Origin of the sequence: Nonomuraea montanisoli (assembly GCF_013363975.1) — a bacterium.
Lineage (GTDB): Bacteria > Actinomycetota > Actinomycetes > Streptosporangiales > Streptosporangiaceae > Nonomuraea > Nonomuraea montanisoli.
Genome location: NZ_JABWGN010000015.1, coordinates 58,449 through 79,741 on the forward strand (window position 1 = coordinate 58,449; position 21,293 = coordinate 79,741).

At 74.3% G+C, this 21,293-nt stretch carries 24 protein-coding genes; 14 read left to right on the top strand and 10 right to left on the bottom strand.

Features of this window, described 5'->3' with window-relative positions:
* Positions 1-113: 113 nt before the first annotated feature.
* From HTZ77_RS33785 to HTZ77_RS33815, 7 genes are all read left to right on the top strand, one after another.
* On the top strand, positions 114-488 hold the full coding sequence (locus HTZ77_RS33785; protein ID WP_175593803.1) for a DUF427 domain-containing protein: 375 nt from the start codon (positions 114-116) through the stop codon (positions 486-488).
* Between the two features lie 88 nt (positions 489-576).
* Positions 577-1,173, top strand: a complete 597-nt coding sequence (locus tag HTZ77_RS33790; RefSeq protein ID WP_205304310.1) for a YdeI/OmpD-associated family protein — start codon at positions 577-579, stop codon at positions 1,171-1,173.
* 115 nt (positions 1,174-1,288) lie between these two features.
* The gene (locus HTZ77_RS33795) at positions 1,289-1,624 is read left to right on the top strand and encodes a YciI family protein (protein ID WP_235995600.1); all 336 of its coding nucleotides are present in this window, start codon (positions 1,289-1,291) and stop codon (positions 1,622-1,624) included.
* A gap of 83 nt (positions 1,625-1,707) precedes the next feature.
* Positions 1,708-2,949, top strand: a complete 1,242-nt coding sequence (locus HTZ77_RS33800) for an RNA polymerase sigma factor (protein ID WP_175593805.1) — start codon at positions 1,708-1,710, stop codon at positions 2,947-2,949.
* Between the two features lie 94 nt (positions 2,950-3,043).
* Positions 3,044-3,520: a VOC family protein gene (locus HTZ77_RS33805; protein WP_175593806.1), complete on the top strand. Its 477-nt coding sequence runs from the start codon at positions 3,044-3,046 to the stop codon at positions 3,518-3,520.
* Positions 3,521-3,583: 63 nt separating this feature from the next.
* Entirely contained in the window at positions 3,584-4,495 is a 912-nt protein-coding gene (locus HTZ77_RS33810) for a hypothetical protein (RefSeq protein WP_175593807.1), read from the top strand.
* Between the two features lie 41 nt (positions 4,496-4,536).
* Positions 4,537-5,085 (top strand): type II toxin-antitoxin system prevent-host-death family antitoxin, encoded by a 549-nt coding sequence (locus HTZ77_RS33815; protein WP_175593808.1) that lies wholly within the window; start codon positions 4,537-4,539, stop codon positions 5,083-5,085.
* Positions 5,086-5,110: 25 nt separating this feature from the next.
* On the opposite strand, the gene HTZ77_RS33820 is transcribed toward HTZ77_RS33815, so the two are convergent.
* Positions 5,111-6,022: a LysR family transcriptional regulator gene (locus HTZ77_RS33820; RefSeq protein ID WP_328808923.1), complete on the bottom strand. Its 912-nt coding sequence runs from the start codon at positions 6,020-6,022 to the stop codon at positions 5,111-5,113.
* 50 nt (positions 6,023-6,072) lie between these two features.
* Here HTZ77_RS33820 and HTZ77_RS33825 point away from each other — a divergent pair, with 50 nt between their 5' ends.
* From HTZ77_RS33825 to HTZ77_RS33835, 3 genes are all read left to right on the top strand, one after another.
* Positions 6,073-6,297, top strand: a complete 225-nt coding sequence (locus HTZ77_RS33825; RefSeq protein ID WP_175593809.1) for a FitA-like ribbon-helix-helix domain-containing protein — start codon at positions 6,073-6,075, stop codon at positions 6,295-6,297.
* A complete protein-coding gene (locus tag HTZ77_RS33830; protein ID WP_175593810.1) occupies positions 6,294-6,710 on the top strand; it encodes a type II toxin-antitoxin system VapC family toxin in 417 nt (138 codons plus the stop codon). Before HTZ77_RS33825 ends, HTZ77_RS33830 begins: the two co-directional genes overlap by 4 nt.
* 81 nt (positions 6,711-6,791) lie before the next feature.
* Complete coding sequence (locus HTZ77_RS33835; RefSeq protein ID WP_205304311.1) at positions 6,792-8,207, top strand: MFS transporter; 1,416 nt, start codon at positions 6,792-6,794, stop codon at positions 8,205-8,207.
* Between the two features lie 9 nt (positions 8,208-8,216).
* Here HTZ77_RS33835 and HTZ77_RS33840 read toward each other — a convergent pair whose 3' ends face one another.
* Both HTZ77_RS33840 and HTZ77_RS33845 read right to left on the bottom strand, forming a co-directional pair.
* The gene (locus HTZ77_RS33840) at positions 8,217-8,924 is read right to left on the bottom strand and encodes a MerR family transcriptional regulator (RefSeq protein WP_175593811.1); all 708 of its coding nucleotides are present in this window, start codon (positions 8,922-8,924) and stop codon (positions 8,217-8,219) included.
* Positions 8,925-8,935: 11 nt separating this feature from the next.
* On the bottom strand, positions 8,936-9,823 hold the full coding sequence (locus HTZ77_RS33845; protein WP_175593812.1) for an alpha/beta fold hydrolase: 888 nt from the start codon (positions 9,821-9,823) through the stop codon (positions 8,936-8,938).
* A gap of 81 nt (positions 9,824-9,904) precedes the next feature.
* Between HTZ77_RS33845 and HTZ77_RS33850 the strand changes: the two genes are divergently transcribed.
* The 3 genes from HTZ77_RS33850 to HTZ77_RS33860 all read left to right on the top strand — a co-directional run bounded on the left by HTZ77_RS33850 (position 9,905) and on the right by HTZ77_RS33860 (position 12,154).
* Positions 9,905-10,453 carry a P-loop NTPase family protein gene (locus HTZ77_RS33850; protein ID WP_175593813.1) on the top strand — a complete coding sequence of 183 codons (549 nt, stop codon included), beginning with the start codon at positions 9,905-9,907 and terminating at the stop codon, positions 10,451-10,453.
* 117 nt (positions 10,454-10,570) lie between these two features.
* Positions 10,571-11,050: a DUF4232 domain-containing protein gene (locus HTZ77_RS33855; RefSeq protein WP_175593814.1), complete on the top strand. Its 480-nt coding sequence runs from the start codon at positions 10,571-10,573 to the stop codon at positions 11,048-11,050.
* Between the two features lie 63 nt (positions 11,051-11,113).
* A complete protein-coding gene (locus HTZ77_RS33860) occupies positions 11,114-12,154 on the top strand; it encodes a slipin family protein (RefSeq protein ID WP_175593815.1) in 1,041 nt (346 codons plus the stop codon).
* Here HTZ77_RS33860 and HTZ77_RS33865 read toward each other — a convergent pair.
* Complete coding sequence (locus HTZ77_RS33865; protein WP_175593816.1) at positions 12,147-12,812, bottom strand: VC0807 family protein; 666 nt, start codon at positions 12,810-12,812, stop codon at positions 12,147-12,149. The genes HTZ77_RS33860 and HTZ77_RS33865 overlap by 8 nt on opposite strands.
* Positions 12,813-12,941: 129 nt before the next feature.
* Between HTZ77_RS33865 and HTZ77_RS33870 the strand changes: the two genes are divergently transcribed.
* Positions 12,942-13,709: a hypothetical protein gene (locus HTZ77_RS33870; protein WP_175593817.1), complete on the top strand. Its 768-nt coding sequence runs from the start codon at positions 12,942-12,944 to the stop codon at positions 13,707-13,709.
* Between the two features lie 71 nt (positions 13,710-13,780).
* On the opposite strand, the gene HTZ77_RS33875 is transcribed toward HTZ77_RS33870, so the two are convergent.
* The 6 genes from HTZ77_RS33875 to HTZ77_RS33900 form a co-directional block, all read right to left on the bottom strand.
* Positions 13,781-14,758: a sugar kinase gene (locus tag HTZ77_RS33875; RefSeq protein WP_175593818.1), complete on the bottom strand. Its 978-nt coding sequence runs from the start codon at positions 14,756-14,758 to the stop codon at positions 13,781-13,783.
* A complete protein-coding gene (locus HTZ77_RS33880; protein WP_328808924.1) occupies positions 14,758-15,510 on the bottom strand; it encodes an IclR family transcriptional regulator in 753 nt (250 codons plus the stop codon). Before HTZ77_RS33880 ends, HTZ77_RS33875 begins: the two co-directional genes overlap by 1 nt.
* A gap of 58 nt (positions 15,511-15,568) precedes the next feature.
* Positions 15,569-16,678, bottom strand: coding sequence for a winged helix DNA-binding domain-containing protein (locus tag HTZ77_RS33885; RefSeq protein WP_175593820.1), 1,110 nt, complete (start codon positions 16,676-16,678; stop codon positions 15,569-15,571).
* A 70-nt stretch (positions 16,679-16,748) separates the two neighbouring features.
* Positions 16,749-19,547: a sugar-binding protein gene (locus HTZ77_RS33890; protein WP_175593821.1), complete on the bottom strand. Its 2,799-nt coding sequence runs from the start codon at positions 19,545-19,547 to the stop codon at positions 16,749-16,751.
* A gap of 14 nt (positions 19,548-19,561) precedes the next feature.
* Positions 19,562-20,377: a carbohydrate ABC transporter permease gene (locus tag HTZ77_RS33895; RefSeq protein WP_175593822.1), complete on the bottom strand. Its 816-nt coding sequence runs from the start codon at positions 20,375-20,377 to the stop codon at positions 19,562-19,564.
* Between the two features lie 37 nt (positions 20,378-20,414).
* Entirely contained in the window at positions 20,415-21,293 is an 879-nt protein-coding gene (locus HTZ77_RS33900) for a carbohydrate ABC transporter permease (RefSeq protein ID WP_175593823.1), read from the bottom strand.

A 21,293-nucleotide genomic window follows, 5' to 3' on the forward strand; every position in this document is an offset into this window, starting at 1 on the left:
GGCGCGGACCCGCCACCGGGCGCGCTCATCCCGGTCGGGCATAGTGGTGACCGGCCGGCCTCCCGGCGCCGTCCCCCCTTCCACGGAAGGCTTCCAGAGAACGGAGACACCCGGTGCCCCGTGACGTCAAGATCCCCGGTCCCGACCACCCGATCACGGTCGAGGCGACCTCCTCCCATGTCGTCGTCCGCGTCGGAGACCGGGTCGTCGCCGACACCACCCGCCCCCTGGTCCTGACCGAGGCCGCCTACCCTCCGGTGCACTACATCCCGATCAAGGACGTCGATCCCGGGATGATCCGCCGGAGCGACACCCGTACGTACTGCCCGTACAAGGGCGAGGCGTCGTACTACAGCGTCGTCACCCCGGAGGGCGAGGTGGGCGACGCCATCTGGGCGTACGAGGAGCCCTACGACGCGGTCGGCGAGATCAAGGGCCACGTCGCCTTCTACCCCGACCGCGTCCGCCTCACGGTCGAGCCGTCCTGAGGCGGTCATTGAGGAACCGCCCCTTCCTCAATGCCTCGTAGCGTTCCCGTCACAGGGCAAGGCCGCAGGCACGACGAAGGGACCATCCATGCCGCGAGGATCCGCCACCCCGCCCCGGCTCGGCGCGGACGTCATGACGTTCGAGGACACCGCCCAGTGGGAGTCGTGGCTGGCCGAGCACCACGAGACGCCCGGCGGCGTCTGGCTGCGGATCGCCAAGAAGGGGTCGGGCGAGGTGACGGTGACGCGGGGCGAGGCCCTCGACGTCGCGCTCTGCTACGGCTGGATCGACAGCCACACCCGGTCGTGCGACGAGGCGTCCTTCCTGCAGAGGTTCTCGCCGCGCCGCTCCCGGAGCGTGTGGTCGAAGGTGAACGTGGCCAAGGTCGAGGAGCTCATGGCCGCGGGGCGCATGCGCCCGCCGGGCCTGGCCGTGGTGCTGGCGGCCCAGGCCGACGGGCGCTGGGACGCCGCGTACGAGTCGCCGAAGAACGTCACCGTCCCCGAGGACCTGGTCGAGGCGCTGGAGCGGGACGAGCGGGCGAAGGCGTTCTTCGACACCCTCGGCAAGAGTGACCGGTACCTGGTCATCCTGCGGCTCATGACGGCGCGGACGCCGCGGACGCGGGCGGCCCGCCTGGACAGGATGGTCGCCAGACTGGCGGCGGGGGAGAAGGTGCGCTGAGACGGGGAAAGTTTTCTCGGGGTCGTGTCCATCCGGCGGGGGGCCGTTCGTGGTGATGGTGTACGGCGGCCCCGCCGTACGACGAATCCACCCGAGAGGGATCACCGTGAAGTACATGCTGCTGATCAACGCCGGCACCTCCGCCCAGGACGACGACGCGTGCACCGTCGAGGACTGGATGGCCTACGACCAGGCCGTGCGGGAGGCGGGCGTCTGGGTGTCCGGCGAGTCGCTGGCCGACCTCGTGACCGCCACGACCGTGCGCGTGAGCAAGGACGGCAAGCGGAGCGTGACCGACGGGCCGTACGCCGAGACGCGCGAGGTCCTCGGCGGCTTCTACGTCATCGACGTGCCGGACCTCGACGTCGCGCTCGACTGGGCCGCCCGCTGCCCGGGCGCGCGCGGCGGCGGGTCGATCGTGGTGCGCCCGGTCGCCGACTTCGGCATGTGAGATCGCGGATGCGTGAGAGGCGGTCGGTCGCGGATGCGTGAGGGGCGCGGGGTCATGGATGCGTGAAGGGCACGGGGTCACGGATGCGTGAGATCGAGGCGGTCTTCCGGGAGGAGCGCGGCCGGCTGCTGGCCGCGCTCGTGCGCCGCTTCGGCGATCTCGACCTCGCCGAGGAGGTCACCTCGGACGCCGTCGAGGCGGCGCTGAAGCACTGGCCGGTCGAGGGCGTGCCGCCCAAGCCGGGCGCGTGGCTGATGACGACGGCGCGGCGCAAGGCGGTCGACCGGCTCAGGCGTGACCGGGCCCTGGCCGCCCGGCTGGCCATCCTGCAGGTGGAGGCGGAGCGGAACGCCTACGCTCCGCCCGCCGACGCGCACGACGACCTGCACGACGTGCCGGACGAGCGGCTGCGGCTGTTCTTCACCTGCGCCCACCCCGCGCTGCCCGCCGAGGACCGCGGGGCGCTGATGCTGCGCTGCCTGGCGGGCCTGAGCACGCCGGAGGTGGCGCGGGCCTACCTGGTGCCGGTCCAGACGATGGCCAAGCGGATCGTCCGGGCGAAGAGGAAGATCAGCGAGGCGCGCATCCCGTTCCGCGTGCCCGGCGACGACGAGCTGCCGGAGCGGCTGCCCGGCGTGCTCCAGGCGATCTACTCGATCTTCACCGAGGGGTACGCGGCCAGTTCCGGTCCCGACCTGCAACGGCTGGACCTGGCCGAGGAGGCGATCCGGCTGGCGCGCATCCTGCGCCGGCTGCTGCCCGCCGAGCGGGAGGTCGCCGGGTTGCTGGCACTGCTGCTGCTGGTCCACGCGCGCCGCGACGCCCGTACCGGTCCTGGCGGCGAACCGGTGCTGCTCGACGAGCAGGACCGGAGCCGCTGGGACCGGGCCATGATCGAGGAAGGGGCGGCGCTGGTGGTCACCGCGCTGAGCGGCGGCCCGCCCGGCGTGTACGGCGTGCAGGCCGCGATCGCGGCGCTGCACGACGAGGCGGCGGACCTGGCCACGACCGACTGGCCGCAGGTCGTGGCCCTGTACGACGTGCTGCTGGCGCTGGACCCGTCCCCGGTGGTCGCGCTGAACCGCGCGGTGGCCGTGGCCATGCGCGACGGGCCGGAGGCGGGCCTGGCGCTGCTGGAGGAGCTGGCCGGCGAGGCGCGGCTGCGCGGGTACCACCCGTACCTGGCGGCGCGCGCCGAGCTGCTGCACCGGCTCGGCCGCCGTCCCGAGGCCGCCGTCGCCTACCGTGCGGCTCTGGAGGCGGCCGGGAGCGAGCCCGAACGCGCCCACCTGCGGCGCCGCCTGGCGGCCGTCGAGGACGAGTGACCGGAATCCCGCCCCGGCGGGCGGGAACGGAGCGGGAGGTTCGGTGGTTGGTTCTGGACGACACATCACGTTCGTCCATGAACAGGAGCCTCGTATGACCACCCCCGACGGCACTCAGCCGCCCGTCCGCCAGCTCCGTCTCGTCGTCGAGGCCGAGGACTACGAGGCCGCGCTCGCGTTCTACCGGGACGTGCTGGGGCTGCCCGAGCAGGCGGCGTTCTCCAGCGACGGGGGCGCCCGGGTCGCGATCCTGGACGCCGGCCGGGCCACCCTGGAGATCGCGAACCCGGCCCAGAAGCGGTACATCGACGAGGTCGAGGTGGGGCGGCAGGTGGCGCCGACGATCCGGGTCGCGTTCGAGGTGGACGACGCCCAGGCCACCACGGACCGGCTGGTGGCCGCCGGCGCCGAGCAGGTCGCGCCGCCCACCCTCACCCCGTGGCAGTCCCTCAACGCGCGGCTCGACGCGCCGGCGGACCTGCACATCACGGTGTTCCAGGAGACGCTGAGCCTGGAGGAGCGCGAATCGCTCGACGGCTTCGGCACCGAGGGCGCCGGGGACGCCGAGTAGGGCGGGATCGCGAACTCCCCGAACGGCCTTGTGTTCCGCGCCCGCTCGGGGATCATCGCCTGTATGCGGGCATTGGTGGTTCTCGTCTGGGAGGGCACGCTCGGATTACTCGTCGCCGTCATGGTGGCGGTGGCGGTGGTGACGGCGCCGAGCGGTCATCTGCTGAACGTGCTGGGCCAGGCCGGGCCGTCCGGGCTGGTGGCGGCGGGGCTGGCGCTGTCGCTGCGCGCCGGCACGCCGAACCTGGCGGTCGGGGCGCTCGCCGGTTTCACAGCGGCCGTCACCGCGTCGCCGCTGATCGGGCAGGGGTGGGCGGCGGCGATCCTGGCGCTGCTGCTCGTGGCGATCGGCGGGCTCGTCCTGGGGCTCCTCGTCGCCGCGCTCGCCGCTCCGGCGTGGGCGGTCACCCTGGGCGCGGCGGTCGCCTGCGAGGCGCTGGTCGTCGCCATGACCGACAGCCGGGGCGTGCCCAGCCAGTTCGGGAGCGGGATCCCGGCCTCCGTGTGGTTCGTGCTGTTCGTCGTCGTGTCGCTCGGGGGCGCGCTGGTCTGGCGGGTGGCGCGGCTCCGGTCGCCGTGGGTGGCGGCCCTGGTGGGGGTGGGCGGGTCGAGCCTGCTCGCCGCCGTGGGCGGGCTGGCCGCGCTCGCCCGGGTGCAGGCGGTCTTCCCGGGCACCGGATGGAGCACCACGACGCTCGCCCTGGCCGCGGTGCTGCTGGGCGGGGTCAGCGTGCACGGCGGGCGGGGCGGGGTGGCGGGCACGGTGCTCGCGATGCTCTTCCTGGCGCTGGTCCAGGGCCAGCTCGCGGTCTGGGGCGCGCCGTTCTGGGCCTTCATGGCGGTCACGGGAGTCGTGGTGGTGGTCGCGCTGCTGGCCGGGCGGTTGGTGGACCTCGCCGTCCCCGAGCCGATCCCGGCGCCGGGCGATGCCCCGGTCGAGGCGCGTACGAACGGGCCGCGACAGTCGCCTTGGTAAGGCGGCTTGCTTATTTTGGTAAGGCGACTTACGATTTCCGGATGTCTCCCCATGACCTCGCTCCCTCCGTGAGCGCCGACCTCGTCGCCCGTTTCGGCGCGCCCCTGGGCGTCGAGGAAGCCCGCGCCCACTGGGGCCGGTTGACGCGTGCCGCCCAGGACGGCGCCACCACGCTGATCACCCGGGAGCGCTGGGAGTGGGCCGCGCTGATCCCGGTCACCGAGGTGCCCGGGCCGCTGACCGGCCTGGCGGTCCTGCCGCTGTCCACGGCCCGCCGCAAGCTCGGCGACCTCGTACGGCAGGCCACCCTCCCGTACGAGGACGGCCCGCTGCTGCTCACCCGCCACCGCACCCCGGTGGCGGCCCTGATCGCCGCCCGGTCCCTGGCCGGCCAGGAGGCCCGCGAGCACCGCCTGGTCGTGGAGGATCTGCTGCGCGACGGCCACACCGTCGTCCTGAGCCGCCTCCCGGTGGCGGCCGGGTCCGCGTACTCCGCGGTCGTCCGTGACGCCGGCGGCGCCGACGTGGCCGCCGGCACCGGCGACAGCGTGGACGAGGCGCTGCGGCGCCTGCAACAGGCGGAAGGGTGACGCCCCGCGCGGAGGGGTGTGACGCCTAGCCCGGGGTGCCGGCGGCGTACAGCACGTCACGCAAGCCCGGGAGCGTCGCCTCGCGGTCGGCGTGCCAGACGAGGCGGAGGCTGAGGCCGGGCGCCGGGAAGGCGAGCCGCGCGAGCGTGCCCGCCCCGAGCGCGGCGGCCACCGCGAACCCCGGCAGCAGCGCGATCCCGAGCCCCTGCTCGGCCCAGGCGCGCATCACCTGCACCCCGCCAACCTGGACCCGTTCCGGGCCGGGGCCGATGAGCCGGTCGGCGGCCATGAGGAACGAGCAGTTCGCCGCGTTCACCAGCAGCCGCTCGCCCGCCAGGTCGTCCGGGGACACCTGGGGCCGGCCGAGCAGCGGATGGCCGGGCGCGGCGACCAGCACGAGAGGCACGGAGTCCACGTCGAGGAACGTCAGCGGCGCGGGCGGCGGCGCGAAGCCGAGGTCGCCGAGGGCCTCGCCGGTGTCGAGGAGCAGCGCCGCCTCCAGCCGTCCGGCGATCACGTCGGCGAGCAGGTCGTCGCGGCTCACGCTGGGCAGCACCTCCACGCGCAGGCCGGGGCGCCGCTCCGCCAGCCTGGCCAGCACGCGCGGCACGCAGGCGGCCACGATCGTCTCCAGCGCCCCCAGCCGGACGTCCTCCGGCTGCCCGGCCACCTCGCGGCGCGCCTGCTCCGCCTGGTCGAGCAGGCGCCGCGCCCAGCCCTGCAGCCGCCGCCCGGCCCCGGTCAGGACCATCCCCCTCGGCGTCCGGTCGAACAGCGTCACGCCGAGCGACTTCTCCAGGACGCGGATCTGCTCGGACACGCTGGACGGGGCGAGGTCCAGGGCGTTGGCGGCCTCCGTCACCGTCCGGTGCCGCACGACGGCCTCGAAGGTCCGCAACTGACGCAACTCCACGCCCATGCCAAACAGCACGGCCACGAACGGCATTCCGCGGCGCGTGCATGCAACGTGCATGCTAACGTGCGAGTATGGCGATCATCCAGATCAGAGACGTCCCGGAGGCCACCGAACGGACGCTGAAAGCGCGGGCCGAGCGCGCGGGCAAGTCTCTGGCGGCGTATCTCCGCGACCTCCTGAACGAAGAGGCCGCCCACCCCACGCCCGACGAGGTGATGGCCAGGATCGCCGCCGACGAGCCGGTGCCCTACGACCCCGACTTCGTGGCCGAGACCTTGCGCGAGGGGCGCCGGTGAGCCTGGTCGTCGACGCATCGATCGTGTTCCGCCTGCTGGCGAACGTGAAAGGCGACGATCTGCTTCGCAGGCGGCTGGCCGGCACGCTGCACGCTCCCGCGCTGATCGACGTCGAGATCGCTTCGGTGGTGCGCGGACATGTGATCACCGGCAAGCCCGAGGTGCGCGTCTCCGCCGAGCGGGGCCGCCTCATGCTGGACCGGTTCGCGGAACTCAGGATCGTGCGGCATCCGATGCTGCCGCTGCAGCCGCGGGTGCTGGAGCTGCGTCACAGCCTCACCGCCTACGACGGGATGTACGTGGCGCTCGCGGAGCTGCTGGGAGTGCCGCTGCTCACGGCCGATGCGAAGTTCGCCGGTGCGACGGGACACCGGGCCGAGATCCGCCACCACCCGCCGCCGGACCCCGCGTAGCCACCGGCGTTCGGAATCTCCGAACGTGGGCTGCGGTCCGGCCGGTGGAGTCGCGGCGGGCCGGAGCCGACAGTGGGCGGCATGACTCTTTCCATCGTCGGCGCGCCCCCGCGCGCTCGCGGGCGGGCCGCGGCGCTGCTCGGCGTGTCGCTCGGGTACTTCATGGTGCTCCTCGACATGACGGTGCTCTCCGTCGCCGAGCCCGACCTGGCCGCGTCGCTGCGCACCTCGATCGCCGGCCTCCAGTGGGCCACCACCGGCTACACCGTCGTCTTCGGCGCGTTGCTGCTGTCCGGTGGCGCGGTCGCCGACCGTTACGGGGCCGACCGGGTGTTCCGTGCCGGGGTGGCGGTGTTCGCGCTGGGCTCGCTGCTGTCGGCCCTCGCTCCCGGGCTGGGCGTGCTGGTCGGGTTGCGGGCGGTCCTGGGCGCCGCGGGGGCGGCCTGCGTGCCCGCCTCGATGGCCGTCATCGCGCGGCTCTACCCCGACCCCGGCGAGCGGACCCGGGCGGTGGCGGCCTGGGCGGCCATCAGCGGCGCGGCCGTGGCCGCGGGCCCCGTCGCGGGCGGCGCGCTCGTCGACCTGGCCGGATGGCGGGCCATCTTCCTGGTGAACGTGCCGATCGGCCTGCTGGTGCTCGCGCTGACCGCCGGACGGGGGCTGCGGGCGCCTCATGGCGCGCGCGGCGCGGCGGCCTCCCGCGCGGCGGCTTCCGGCGCGGCGGCCGGGTCCCCGGGCGGGGAGCGGCGGATCGACTGGGCGGCCCAGCTCGCCGCCTGCGCGGTGCTCGCGCTGCTGACCGACGCGCTCATCGCGGCGGGCTCCCGCTCCTGGGCGCACGCCGCCGGGGCCGCGGTGGCGACGGCGCTGGCGGTCCGCGGGTTCGCCGCCCTCGAACGGCGCAGCGACGCCCCCGTGCTGAACCGCACGCTGCTCGGCAGCGGCGGCGTGCGGGCCGGCCTGGCCGCCGGCGCGGCGGTGAGCTTCACCCTGAACGGCGGCCTGTTCGTGCTGCCGCTGCTGCTCCAGCAGGGCCGGCACCTGAGCGCGGCGGTCAGCGGCCTGGCGTTCCTGCCGCTGACCCTGCCGTTCGTGGTCAACCCGCCGCTGACCGGCCGGATCGTCGCCCGGGTCGGCCCGCGCCCGCCGATCCTGGCCGGGCTGGCGCTGCTCGCCGCGGGCGGCGGCGGGCTGGCGTGGGCCGTCGGCGCCGGCGCAGGGTACGGCTGGCTGGCCGTGGGGCTGCTGCTCACCGGGACCGGGGTCGCGCTCGTGCTGCCCGCCCTGGCGGCCGCCGTCATCGCCGCCGCGCCCGCCGGCACGGCCGGCGCCGCCGGAGGGCTGCTCAACGCCGTGCGTCAGACCGGGGCCACACTCGGGGTCGCCGTCATGGGCGCCTGCGCCGGCCTCGGGACGGTCACCGGCACCGCGCTGTCCCTGGTCGTGGCGGCCGCCCTGTGCGGGCTCGCCGCGGCCTGGTTCGCCCTGCGAAGCTGAAGCCGGCGGCTACGGGGCGGCGACCAGGCTCATCAGCCGTTCCCAGGCGGGGGAGGAAGCGGTGAGGTGGGAGTCGAGCAGGGCACGCGTGCCCGGCCCGACGTCCTCGTGCTCCTGCCGCCGGGCCGCCCACGCCTTCATGTCGGCGGCCAGCCGGGCGAGCCGCGGGTCGCGGGGGTCCCAGTCGAACGCCTCGTCGCAGGCCACGTAGAGGCGCATCAGCTCGGCGTCGTCGAAGGAGGCGTTCTTCACGGCGACCAGCTCGGGAAGCAGCTCCGGCGACTGCGCCGCCATCATGATCCACATGTCGCGCTCGACGCGGACCGTCCGCTCGCTGACGCCGAGCGAGCGCAGCCGTTCGAGGACGGCGACGACCTCGGCGGGCAGGAACAGCCGCTCGCCCCCGACCAGCTCGGCCATGCGCCGCCGCTGCCGGATCAGGTCGCGGATGCGCGCGCGCAGGTCGTCGTCGATGGCGGCGACGGCCTCGGCGAACTCCTCCTGCCCGGCGTGGAGGAGCTCGTCGATGCGGGCCAGCGGCACGCCGGCGTCGGCCATCGTCCTGATCCGGATCAGGTCGACCACCGCGGCGGCGTCGTAGCGGCGGTAGCCGGAGGAGTCACGCTCGGGCTCGGCCAGCAGGCCGCAGTGGTGGTAGTGACGGACGGCGCGGACCGTCACCCCGGCATGGGCGGCGAGCTGGCCAATGGTGAGCAATGAGAGCTCCTTCAGCACACGCGTTGCCAAAGATCGCGGACGCCCTGGGAGACGGCGTCCGGTTCGTCCGTGCAGATCGTACTGTGGCGGGCGTTCTCCAGCACGCGGTGCTCGCCGCCGGGCGCCGCCGCGGCCAGGGCCTCGCCGAGGCGGATCTTGCCGTCGCTCATCGCGGTCAGGGTCTTCTTCGGCATCATGAGCTTCATCGCGGGATCGACGCCGAGCGCGGTGAACGCGAGCAGCGGCCTGCCCGGCACGGGCCCCGCGGCCCTGATCTCGGCGGCCAGCCCGGGCATGTCGCCGCGCTCCTGGGCGCCGGCCCGCTGCGACGCGACGGTGAGATGGCGGGCGAGCAGCGCGTCGCGGACCTCGCGCGGCCAGGTGGCCAGCATCTTCCTGTACTGGCCGCCCGCGAGGAGGGTGACCAGGCGCAGCATCACGTCGCCCGGCACGGGCTGCGGCTTCAGGCGCAGGCGCTCGTCGGCCATGTGGACGTCCCAGTCCTCGTTGAACGCGTCGAGGTAGACGACCCCGGCCACCTCGTCCGGGAAGAGCTGGAGGAAGCGCCGCGCGTAGGCGCCGCCGAGGGAGTGCGCCACCAGCACGTACGGGCCCGGCACGTCCGCGGCCCGCAGCAGGTCCCGCAGCTCGGTCGCGACCTCGGCCGCGGTGCGCGGCAGCTCGGCCGGGTCGCTCCAGCCCGTGCCGGCGCGGTCGTGGAGGACGGAGGTGGTGAACGCGGAGACGCGCTCGTGAACGTTGAGGTAGTCCAGCCCGAACGCGCTGGCGCCCGGCAGGAACACCACGGCCGGCCCGCCCGCGCCCGAGCGGTGGAGGAACAGGCGGCGGCCGTCGACCTGGTGGAGGCGGCCCAGCGGGGGCTGCTGAGAAGTGCTCATGAGGCGATGGTGCAACCCTGACGCAGCGTCAAGGTCAAGCCCGGGATCCGGCCAGGCCGCGGGCTCACTAGGATCGCGCGCATGGAAGATCGACTCATGGCCGGGCGGGGACCGCTGTGCCTCCTCGCGGGGGCGCCGGGCGCGGGCAAGACGTACCTGCTGCCGTACCTGCTGGGCGGGGCCGGCGGGCTGGTCGTCATGGACATGGACGAGATCCTGGAGGAGGGCGCGCTGCTCGGCGTGCCCGTCGCCGAACCCGGGGCCGCCCCGGTGTGGCCCGCCTACGACCGCCTGTGGGGGCGGATCGTCGCCATGGTGCGCCGGGTGGGGCACCCCGTGCTGCTGCTCTGTCCCGTTCCCGACGCGGAGGAGCTCGAGCCGGGCGGGCGGTGGGACGGGCCGCTCCGGTGGGCGCTGCTGGACTGCCCCGACGACGTCCGGCGACGGCGGCTGGAGGCGCGCGGCTGCCCGAAGGAGGAGATCGAGGACGCGATGGCCGACGCCCGGCAGGGGCGCGCGCTCATCCCGACGGCGTTCGCGTCCGGAGGCTCGTACGACGGGGGAGCGGACGGGGACCCCGCCGTGCTGGCGGCCCGTGTGCTGGCCTGGGCGCGAGGTGACGGCGCATGAAGCGAGGGTGACGCCGCGTCAAGGGCGTCATGTCCGTTTGCTGGGGTTCCGTGGCGTTGGGCGGGCTCTTGGAGGGCATAAGTGAGGTTGATGAGGAAGCTGGGGATTGTCGGGATCGTGGGCTTGGGCCTGCTGGTGGCAGGCACCGCCTTCGCCCAGACGCGTCCTGTCTCCCCGGTCGTGTCGCGGAAGCCTGTCCCGGCGCGTCAGGTCGCTTCGGACACCTGCCCCTCCGGCGACCTGGAGATGCGGTTCGGCCGGATCGACCCCGGCGCGGGCAACCGGTACGTCCCCCTGACCTTCACCAACGTCTCCGGCGTCTCCTGCGTGCTGTCCGGCCATCCCGGAGTCGCGCTGCTCGACGCGGACGGCGCGACGTTGCCGGTGACCGTGCGGCACGTGGACGGGCCCGGCGCGGTGGAGACGCTGAAGCCGGGTGCGAGCGTGCGGTCCGTCCTGCACTGGACGGTCGTGGAGCCCGGCTGCGTCAGCCCGGCCGGACTGCGCGCCACGCCCCCGGACGGGGGGACGGGCCTGACCGTCCCGCTCCCCGAGGGCAGGGTGTGCGGCGGCGTGGACGTCACCCCGGTCGGCTGAGGCGGCCGGGCCCTCCCATGGAGGTCCTCCGGGACCTAGGCTCGACATGGAAGGGATGCCGTCATGGACATCAACATCATTCTCACCGTTATCGCCTTCTTCGTCATCCTGGTGGTCCTCAGCAGCCTGCGGGTGGTCAACCAGGTCGAACGGGGCATCATCTTCCGCTTCGGCCGGGCCCAGAAGGAGATCCGGCAACCCGGGCTGACGGTGCTCATCCCGTTCGCGGACCGGATGAAGAAGGTCAACATCCAGATCATCACGATGCCCGTGCCCACGCAGGAGGGCATCACCCGTGACAACGTCTCCGTCCGCGTGGACGCGGTCGCCTACTTCCGGGTCAAGGACCCGATGCGGGCGGCCATCGAGGTGCAGGACTACATGCACGCGGTGGAGCAGGTGGCGCAGACGTCGCTGCGGTCGATCATCGGCAAGAGCGAGCTGGACGACCTGCTCACCAACCGCGAGGAGCTGAACCGCGGCCTCGCCCTGATGATCGACAGCCCGGCGCTCGGCTGGGGCATCCACATCGACCGGGTCGAGATCAAGGACGTCCAGCTCCCGGAGACCATGAAGCGCTCCATGTCGCGCCAGGCCGAGGCCGAGCGCGAGCGGCGGGCGCGGGTGATCGTCGCGGACGGCGAGCTGCGGGCCGCCCAGAAGCTCGCCGACGCCTCCGGCATCATGTCGCAGACGCCGGGCGCGCTGCAGCTACGCCTGCTGCAGACCGTGGTGGAGGTCGCCGCCGAGAAGAACTCCACCCTGATCATGCCGCTGCCGGTCGAGCTGCTGCGCTTCTTCGACCGGGCCGCACAGGCCGCTCCCCAGGCCGCCGGGCAGACGGCCGGGCAGAGCGGGGAAGCGCCGGCGGCGGAAGGACCGGCCGGACCCGGCGCGATCGAAGGAGGCGATCAGCCGAGCCTGGAGCAGGCGCCCGCCGACGAGACGCCCGCGCTGACGGAGGCCGCCGCACAGGACGCCGCCGCACAGGAGGCCGTCACACGGGAGGCCGCGCCGGAGCCCGCGCTGCGGGAGGCCGTCGTGCCGGAGCCCGCGACCCCGGAGTCGCGCAACGCGCACCCGAGCGGCCACTCGCTCACGTGAGGCCCTCCTGCGGGGCGAACGCCGCCGGGTTGTTGCGGGCCGCCGCGGCGCGGCTGCGGCGCCCGTAGGCGATGGTCCAGGTGACGAGCGCGGCGGTGACGGCGATCGGCAGCACCGTGGAGACCGTGACCATGGCCGAGGTGGGCAGCACGTACGACAGGGCGAAGCGGGCGACCGCCTCGGCCAGGTAGACGACGCCCCAGACGAGGGTGAGGATCCGCTGCACCCGGCGGAACCCCGCGTACTGCCACAGGGAGTTCCACCGGGCCAGCCCCTCGTCGGTGCCGTCGGTGCCGAACTTGCGCCCGAAGTAGAACATCAGGGGCCGGGGCGTCAGCAGGGAGCCGAGCAGCACCAGCCCGAACAGCCCGGTCACCGCGGACTCCTTGACCAGCGCCAGCCGCTCGTCCTGGAACACCAGCGAGCCGATCACGCCGAGCCCGACCACGATCAGCGCGAGCACGCCGAAGTCGTCGAGGCGGCGCCGGATCAGCAGGACGCCGAGCACCTCGACGGCCGGCCAGACCGCCGAGACGGCGAGCGCCGCGACGTCGGACATGCCGCGGTCGGTCAGCAGCGTGTACGTCAGCCAGGGCAGGACCACGTTGAACGCGATCGTCGGACCCCAGTTCAGGGCTACGGCCCGTAATTTCGCCAACGGACCCTCCTCATTCCGTCGAAACAAGATCACGTTCATGATGTGTCAGATAAACTCACGAACGTGAAAGAAAACGTATCATCGCCACGGCTGACCGCAAGACCCTCACGGGGTCGGTCGGTCGCGCTGGTGCCGTTCCTGTTCGGGGCCGCGGGCCGGGAGGAGCTGTCCGGCACGGCGCTGACCAGGCTGTTGGGCGACCTGGGCCTGACCGAGGCAGCCGCCCGCGCGCTGATCGCCCGCATGCGCAAGGAGGGACATCTGACCGGCGAGCGGCGCGGTGGCGGCACGCGCTACCGGATGGCCGGTGACCTGGCCGCCGGCTTCGCCCGGATCCGGCAGGGTTCCGCGGCCGCCGTCCCGGAGTGGGACGGGCGGTTCCACGCGCTGCTCTACCAGGTGCCGGAGGGGCAGCGCGCCTACCGCGACGCGCTGCGCCGGGCCGCGCTGCTCACCGGGTACGGCCTGCTCCAGCAGGGGGTGCTGATCGCGGTCACCGACCGCTCCGCCGGGCTCGGCCCGCTGCTCACCCCGCCGGAGGGCGTACGGCTGTGCCACGCCACGCTCGCCATGGAGGAGGCCGAGGCCGCCCGCGCCGCCTACGACGCCTGGGGCCTCGGGGCGCTGAGCGACCTGTACGACCGGCAGGCCGAGTCCATGGAGGCGGCGGTGCGCTCGGCGCCCGAGCGGCCGCCCGTGGACGCGGAGGCGCTGCGGACGCTGAGCCGCCTGCTGGGCAGGGCCATGGTCGACACCCTGCGCGCCCCCCAGTTGCCCGAGCCGCTGCGACCGGCCGGGTGGTCACTGCCCCGGCTGCAGGCCGCGATCGGCCAGGTGATCCAGGTCTACAGCCCCCCGGCGGTCGCGCACGTGCAGCGGGTCATCGGCGACGAGTGACGCGCCGGGAAGGCCGGCCGGCACGCCCGGAAGACCCGGCCGGTGTGCGGGTGAAGACCCGACCGGCGCGGCTACCTGCTGACGCCGTCCGCCGCGCGCCGCTGGACCAGATGCAGGTCGGCGGAGCGGGGCAGGCTCTCCCAGTCGCCCTGCGAGGTGACCGCGAACGCGCCCGCCGCGCAGGCCGTGCGCAGCCGTTGGTCCGGATCGTGGCCCGACAGCCACCCGGCCAGCCAGCCCGCCGCGAACGCGTCGCCCGCGCCGACGGGGTCCACCTCCGTCACCCGGTACGGCTCCGCGTGCCGCACGACGTCCCCCGACAGCTCCAGGGCGCCCTCCGAGCCCGCCTTCACCAGGACGTGCCGCGGGCCCAGGGCGGCGAGGGCGCGGGCCAGTTCGGCGGGCTCCTCGACGTCGGCGATCAGCCGGCCCTCGGGGCCGGTCACGAACAGCACGTCCACGTCCGCGACCGCCTCCCGCAGCCACGCCCCCGCCTCGGCGGGCGACCAGAGCGCGGCCCGGTAGTTGACGTCGAGTGACACCAGCACGCCCGCCGAGCGGGCCAGGGTCATCGCGTGCCGGACGGCCTCGCGGGCGGAGGCCGACAGGGCGGGCGTGATGGCGGAGACGTGCAGGACGCGGGCCCCGGTGACGAGCTCCGGGTCCAGGTCGCCGGGCGTCAGACGCGAGCCGGCGCTGGCGGCGCGGTAGTAGCGCACGTCGACCAGCTCGGCCGTGCGCCTGCCCTTGATCATCAGCCCGGTCGGGGCGGCGGGATCGGTGATGGCGCGGGCGTCCACGCCCTCGCCCAGCAGCGTGGAGCGGATCAGGTCGCCGAACTCGTCCGCGCCCACCCTGCCGACCCAGGTCGCGCGGTGCCCGAGCCGGGAGACGCCGATCGCGACGTTGGACTCCGCCCCGCCCATCCCGAGGTCGAAGTCCCGGGCGAAGCGGAGCGGGCCGGTGCGGCGGGCGGTGAACAGCGCCATGCTCTCGCCGAACGTCACCAGATCGGGGGCCGCCGCCGAAGGAGTGGTCGATGTGGTCATCAGGTCGTCGCACCCAGCTTTCCGGAGATCCGCGCCGCCGCGGCGGCCACCCGCGGGCCCAGCTCGCGTACCCGCGCGGCGGTGATGCGCGAGGTGAGCCCGGAGACCGAGACGGCGGCCACCACGGCCCCGGTGTGGTTGAAGACGGGCGCGCCCACGCAGCGCACCTCGGGCTCGTTCTCGCGGTCGTCCACCGCGTAGCCGCGCCGCCGGACGCCGGCCAGCTCGCGCCGCAGCCGGTCGGGGTCGGTGATGGTGTGCCGGGTACGGGACTCCAGCTCCAGCCCCTCGACCGGGTCGCCGGGCAGGAACGCCAGGATCGCCTTGCCCACGGCGGTGCAGTGCGCGGGCCCGCGGCTGCCGATGCGCGAGGCCATGCGGACGTTCGTCTCGTTCTCCACCTTGTCGATGTAGACGACGTGCGGCGGGTCGTGGACGACCAGGTGGACGGTCTCCCGCACCTCGGTCATCAGCCGGTGCGACTCCTCGGCGGCCACGGCGCGCAGGTCGAGCGTGGCGAGGTACGCCTGGCCCAGGCGGAGCGTGCCGTGGCCGAGCCGGTAGACGCCGCTCCTGTGGTCGCGTTCGAGCAGCCGGGCCTCGATGAGCGGCGCGGTCAGCCGCAGCACGGTGCTCTTGGACAGGCCAACGCCCTCGGCGAGCCGGGTCAGCGTGAGGCCGCTGTTGTCGCGTACGTGGTCGAGCACGGCCAGCGCCCGGCGCAGCGAGGTCGACTGGTTCCGCTCCGGCACGCCCGCCACCCTACGGCCCGCGCCGTCCGGAGTTCACCGTATGCAGCACATCGTTGTGCTATGCAGCACTGATGGAGGGGCCGTCGAGGACCGCCACCCGGTGCGCGTCACCCGGCGCCAGGAACTCCAGCAGCCGCCGCGCCTCCGCCTCCACCTCGTCCATCCGGGCGATCGGCTCCCACCGGTGCAGGGTGAGCGTGGAGACGCCCCTGGCCCGGGCGACGGTCCAGTCGCCGGCCGCGAAGCCGTCCACCAGGATGAGGCGCGGCACCACGTTCGTCCCCATGAACGCGCCGAGCGCGGCCCGGGCCCGCTCGGTGATCACGCGCGTGCGGTCGGCGTGCGACAGGAACAGGTTGTCGAAGTCGTACATGAGGCGGATCGGAGCCGGCACGTCCTCGCCGGGCCGGGGCGCGTCGGGCAGGTCGTGGTAGGTGCGGCCGTCCTCGTCGCGGAAGCGCACCAGGTCCAGCCCCTCCACGACCTCGGCCAGCCGGGTCAGTCCGCACCAGGTCTGCGCGTCCTTCACCGTCGCCGGGCCGAACGCCGCGAGGTAGCGCGTCACCAGCTCGGCCGCCGTCATCGCGGGCACCTCCGGGCCGCCCAGCCACGAGTCGGCGGGGGCGTGCGCGATCGGCCCGCTCCTGCCCCACAGCCCGCGCGGCGGCACCTGCGCCAGCGGCACGAGCCAGCGCACCCCCTGCCCGAGGGCGTGCGGGTCGTTGCCCGGCCACCGCTCGGCGAGCGCGCGGCCCAGCTCGGCGAACGTCATCGGCCGCCCGCTCAGCAGCGCCCGGCCGGTCGCGGCCAGCTCGTCCAGGTCCACGCCCGCGAGGCGCCGGCCGAACGTCGTGCGGGTCATCCGTTCCGTGACCACCTGGAGGAGGGGCCGCATCGCCAGGCAGTCACGCGCGCTCACCAGGTGGATCGTCGAGCGCTGCAACGCGAGGCGCACCAGGGCCCGCGACTCCAGCAGCGCGGAGGCCGAGGCCGGGTCGAAGCCCTCGATCCGGTTCCACAGGCCGGTGTACCAGGTGTGCGGGGTCTGCGCCTGGAGGCCGCCGAGGCGTTCGACGACGTCCACCACCGGCAGGGCGGCGCGGCGCAGCAGGAGCTGCCGGTCGAGGGTGGCCCGGTTGAGGGCGCGGCGGCTGATCAGGGGGTCCATGCCGGAAAAGCTAGAGGCCATCGCGGAAGATCACCTTCCGCGATGGCCTCTGACTCAGACCCGGCTAAGGTCAGCGGACGGCGGCTCGCGACGCCGTCGTCCCGCCGCCCGGCGCGAGCCACCCGGCCACGACCGCCGGGTCGGCCCCGAGCGCCCGCGTCACCGGCACGCTCACCGTCGTGACGCCCTTGCCGCCGACCTTGACGACGCGGCTGCCCGCCGTGCCCTGGCCGTCGCGGACGAACAGGTGCGCCTCACCGGGACCGGCCGCCCGGAGCGTCACCTTGACCGCTCCCTGGCCGCCCGTGGCGGAGGTGACCTGGCCGCTCTCCGACGTCCTGGCCGCCGGGCCGCCGGCGAGCGGGAGCCCGAGCCGGACCGCCTGCTCCAGCGACTGCGGCGAGTCCAGGCTCGACAGGCCGGTGGCCGGGATCACCGGGTCCGGCGGCGTGGTGGGCCGGCCCGCCGGCGGCTGGTAGCCGGGCAGCGTCGCGACGCCCCACCGGTACGGGTCGCCCTGCACGCCGCCCCACGTCGACCAGCCGATCCGGGTCTGGCCGGTCTTGTCCTGGGTGTCGGAGTCGTACACGAGGATGTTCAGCCCGAGGTGGGCGGGGTCGACCGCGCCCGGGAGCTGCTCCATCGGGATGGCGAGCTCCACCGCGTACGCCCCGGACGACACCTTGGAGGCGATCCGCACGCCCGTGGCGGCCCCCTGGTGGTTGTCCGCGTCGCGCAGCGCGCACGGCGGCCCCTCGGCGGTGACCGGCAGCACGGCCGTCTTGAACGTCGTGGAGGTGTTCTCCGACGTGCCGCGCGGGTCGATCGTCACCTCCACCGCGTCGGTGCGCCAGTGCCGCTTGCAGTCGGAGGCGGCCAGCCGGGTGCCGAGCACGTCGTCCTTGACCTGGACGAGCAGGTAGAGGGTGTCGTCGTGCCAGGTGACCTTGGCCGTGCCGGAGCAGTCGGCCGCCGACGCGCAGGCGGTGCCCTCCCACAGGCGCGAGATGTCCAGGGCCGGTCCGGCGTACTCGCCGTCGCCCTCCGCGCCGTCCACGGCGGGTGCCGCGGCGGCCTTCGGGATGACCGCGGTGGGCACGAGCTCCAGGGCCGGCTTGCTCACGCTGGAGCCGTCGGCGCTGGTCGTGGTGATGGTGTAGGCGTAGTCGCCGCCCTCGTTGGACGTCTTGAGCGAGGTGTCGGTGTTGGTGACGGTGAACGTGACCGTCGCCGACGCCCCGGCGGCGAGCCCGCTGTAGGGAGCCTCCGCCCGGTCGGCGGTGAAGCCCTTGGGCAGGTCCAGGCGCACGGTGCCCGACTGCGTCGTGCCGCTCACGTTGGTGACGACCACGCCGACCTGGCGCGACCCGCCGGTCGGGAGCGTGAGCACGGGCGTGACCAGGCCGCGAAGCTGCGGCACGCCGACCTCGGCGGACCACTTCTCGTACTGGCCGACCTGCGGCAGGAGCTGCTGCACCCCGCGTACGGCCGGGCTCACCTCGACCTGCCGGTCGGTGTAGCCGGAGCCGCGCTCGGTCGTGAGCGTCGCGGCGAGCCGCGCCCGCTGACCGGGAGCCGCGCCCTGCGGCGGGGTCACGGTGAACGTGGCCGTCCCGGTGCGTCCGGGCGCGAGCCGGCCCAGGTCGCCGGAGCCGGTGACCTTCCAGCCGTCGGGCACGCGCAGCGCCGCCGACGAGCGGCCCAGCGGCTCGCGGGACGGTGCGGTCGCGGTCACCTTGACGCTGAACGCGGTGCCCGGGCGCACGTCGAACGTGCCGGGCCGCAGCGTGAGCTGCGTGCCCAGCGGCGCCGCGCCGTCCGCCCGCACCAGGGCGCCGTCGAGGACGGCCGTGGGCGCCGCGGCCGCCGCGCTGCCCGGCTCGGGGAAGGGCACCCGCGCGTCCACCTGGGTGAAGAAGTCGCAGCCGAGCTGGGCCGGGTCGGTCGGCACGTCGCCGAAGACGGCCCAGCCCTGCGAGGCGTACGCGCGCTGGGCGTCGCGCTCGACCGCCGCCCAGGTCCGGCCGCCCTGCCGGGCCGAGGGGCGCCCGCTCCAGACGCCGTAGATGTTCTGCGCCGGGTTGGCGGGCCGGAAGGTGGCGGCGCAGTCGGGGCCGGTGCGCGACGTGCCGCGCGCGCCGCCCTGCAGCAGCCGGGACGGCGCGAACGGCCGCAGCCCCTCACGGGTGATCTGCTCGGGGTAGGCCGCCGGGTCGGCGGCGGCGTAGAACGCCTGCACCGCCAGGCGGGCGGCCTGCTGGTGGTTGCCGTGGTTGCCGGGGGAGGGCGCCGGGTCCATGGTCAGCAGCACCTCGGGACGGGTCTGCCGGACGATCCTGACGACCTTCTCCAGCGTGTCGTCGCCCCAGATCTGGTTGGTCAGCGGCGCGCTGACCGTGTAGTAGAAGTCGACGTCGTCGAGGTTGAAGACGTCGCGGACCCCGGCCTTGCCGACGGCCGTGCGCTCCTCGGCCTCGCGGATCAGGCCGAGCGCGGGGCCCTCCTCGGGGCCGACGGCGTTGCCGCCGCCCTCGCCGCGGGTGACGGTGACGACGCCGGTGCGGACGTGGTGGTCCTCGTTCCACTGGCCGAGCGTCGAGAGCGTGAACGCCTCGTCGTCGGGGTGGGCGCCGACGAACAGCACGTCGAGGTCGGCGGACCGGCCGCCGGACCCGGACGCGTCCGCGGGTCCCGACGTGGCCGGGTCCGGCGCGGGCGACGAGACGGCCGGCTCGGGTTCGGCCCGTACCGAGGCCCGGGTCGTGGCCGAGGCCGGGACGGAGACCGCGGGCAGGGCCGCGAGGGCGAGCGAGGCCGCCGCGGCGGCCACCGCCCATCGACGCGGCGTGGGGGGTGAGGGTCTGCGCATGAAACCTCCGGTGATTACTCGCGGACCGACCCCTGGAGCAGCCCGCGGACGAAGTGACGCTGGAGGAACAGGTAGAAGAGCACGACCGGGGTGGCCACGATGACCGACCCGGCCGCGAGCAGCGTGAAACCCGAGGTGTACTGGCCCTGGAAGAACGCCAGGCCGAGCGGCGCGGTCCGCAGCGACTCACTGGTCACCATGATCAGCGGGATGAGGAACTCGTTCCACGTCCACATGAAGACCAGCACGGTGAGCGTGACGATGGCCGGCCGGGCCGGCGGCACCAGCACCTGCCACAGCGTGCGCCACGTCGAGGCGCCGTCGATGCGGGCGGCCTCGGCGATGGCCCGGCTGCTGGCCCGGAAGTAGGCCCGCATCCAGAACGTGCCGAACGCCACCGACAGCGCCACCTGCGGCAGCGCGACCGACCAGAACGTGTCGATGAGGCCGAGCGTGCGCAGGTCGAAGTAGAGCGGCACCGCGATGGCCTCGCTCGGCATCATGATCCCGAGCATGAACAGGTAGAACAGCACGGTGTGGCCGCGGAAGCGCATGGTGCCGAACGCGTACCCGCTCATGATCGACAGCACCACGCTGACCACGACGACGAACGATGACACGGCCAGGCTGCTGCGCAGGTACGTGCCGAAGTGCCCCGCCTCCCAGGCCGCCGCGAAGTTGCCGAGGTGCGGCCCCCACGCCTGCCCGGCCGGGCCGGCGTCGTCGGGGCCGAGCGCGGCCCCGAGGATGGTGACGACGGGGAAGAGCGCGAACGCGGCGAACGCCGACAGGATGACGTAGTTCGCCACCCGCTCCGCACGGGAGATCACGACACCCTCCTACAGGACCGGCCGGGGACACCCGCGCTCACGTCGTCCCCTTGTCGGCCAGCCGGTTGATCGCGAACGAGATCGCGAAGATGACCACGGTCAGCGTCACTCCGATCGCCGCCGCCGAGCCGACCTGGCCCAGCCCGAAGGCCCGGTGGTAGACCTCGAACGACGGCACCGACGTCGACTCGCCGGGCCCGCCGCGCGTGGTGACGTACACCAGGTCGAACGTCCGCAACGCGGCGATCACCGTCAGCGTCAGCGCCACCGCGATCTCCCCGCGCACCGACGGCAGCGTGACCGCGAAGAACTCCCTGACCGCGCCGGCCCCGTCGAGCCGGGCCGCCTCGTACAGCTCCGCCGGCACGCGGCTCATCCCGGCCAGCAGCAGCACGGTCACCAGGCCGCTCTCGAACCACGTGCCCACGACGCCGACGGCCGGCAGCGCGAACGTGTGGTCGCCCAGCCAGCCCCGGGTGAGCCCGTCCAGGCCGAGCGCGCCGAGCAGCGCGTTCAGGGTGCCGTCGGGCGCGTACACCCGCCGCCAGGCGACGGCCACGACGACCATGGCCACCACCTGCGGCAGGAACACCACGGTCCGGAAGAACCCGAGCCCGCGCACCTGGGCGTGGTTGAGGATCGCCGCCAGCGTCAGCCCGATGGCCAGCGGGATCACCGCGTAGAAGACGATGAGCACCAGCGCGTGGCCGAACCCCGCCCGCAGCCGCTCGTCCGACAGGATCGCGGCGTAGTTGTCCAGGCCCACCCACCGGCCGAGGGTGAGACCGTCCCAGTCGTACAGGGAGATCTGCACCGCGCGGCCGATGGGGTAGAGCAGGAACACCGCGTAGACGACGAACGCCGGCAGCAGGTACAGGTAGGCGACGCGGCCGGGCTCCCCCGGAGGTCGGCCCAT

What these genes read in the sequence shown, in the direction of transcription:
- HTZ77_RS33790 (WP_205304310.1), top strand. Translation starts at nt 577, where the DNA reads ATGCCGCGAGGATCCGCCACCCCGCCCCGGCTCGGCGCGGACGTCATG.
- HTZ77_RS33795 (WP_235995600.1), top strand. Translation starts at nt 1,289, where the DNA reads ATGCTGCTGATCAACGCCGGCACCTCCGCCCAGGACGACGACGCGTGC.
- HTZ77_RS33800 (WP_175593805.1), top strand. Translation starts at nt 1,708, where the DNA reads ATGCGTGAGATCGAGGCGGTCTTCCGGGAGGAGCGCGGCCGGCTGCTG.
- HTZ77_RS33805 (WP_175593806.1), top strand. Translation starts at nt 3,044, where the DNA reads ATGACCACCCCCGACGGCACTCAGCCGCCCGTCCGCCAGCTCCGTCTC.
- HTZ77_RS33810 (WP_175593807.1), top strand. Translation starts at nt 3,584, where the DNA reads ATGCGGGCATTGGTGGTTCTCGTCTGGGAGGGCACGCTCGGATTACTC.
- HTZ77_RS33815 (WP_175593808.1), top strand. Translation starts at nt 4,537, where the DNA reads ATGTCTCCCCATGACCTCGCTCCCTCCGTGAGCGCCGACCTCGTCGCC.
- HTZ77_RS33825 (WP_175593809.1), top strand. Translation starts at nt 6,073, where the DNA reads ATGGCGATCATCCAGATCAGAGACGTCCCGGAGGCCACCGAACGGACG.
- HTZ77_RS33835 (WP_205304311.1), top strand. Translation starts at nt 6,792, where the DNA reads ATGACTCTTTCCATCGTCGGCGCGCCCCCGCGCGCTCGCGGGCGGGCC.
- HTZ77_RS33845 (WP_175593812.1), bottom strand. Translation starts at nt 9,823, where the DNA reads ATGAGCACTTCTCAGCAGCCCCCGCTGGGCCGCCTCCACCAGGTCGAC.
- HTZ77_RS33850 (WP_175593813.1), top strand. Translation starts at nt 9,905, where the DNA reads ATGGAAGATCGACTCATGGCCGGGCGGGGACCGCTGTGCCTCCTCGCG.
- HTZ77_RS33860 (WP_175593815.1), top strand. Translation starts at nt 11,114, where the DNA reads ATGGACATCAACATCATTCTCACCGTTATCGCCTTCTTCGTCATCCTG.
- HTZ77_RS33875 (WP_175593818.1), bottom strand. Translation starts at nt 14,758, where the DNA reads ATGACCACATCGACCACTCCTTCGGCGGCGGCCCCCGATCTGGTGACG.
- HTZ77_RS33885 (WP_175593820.1), bottom strand. Translation starts at nt 16,678, where the DNA reads ATGGACCCCCTGATCAGCCGCCGCGCCCTCAACCGGGCCACCCTCGAC.
- HTZ77_RS33890 (WP_175593821.1), bottom strand. Translation starts at nt 19,547, where the DNA reads ATGCGCAGACCCTCACCCCCCACGCCGCGTCGATGGGCGGTGGCCGCC.
- HTZ77_RS33900 (WP_175593823.1), bottom strand. Translation starts at nt 21,293, where the DNA reads ATGGGCCGACCTCCGGGGGAGCCCGGCCGCGTCGCCTACCTGTACCTG.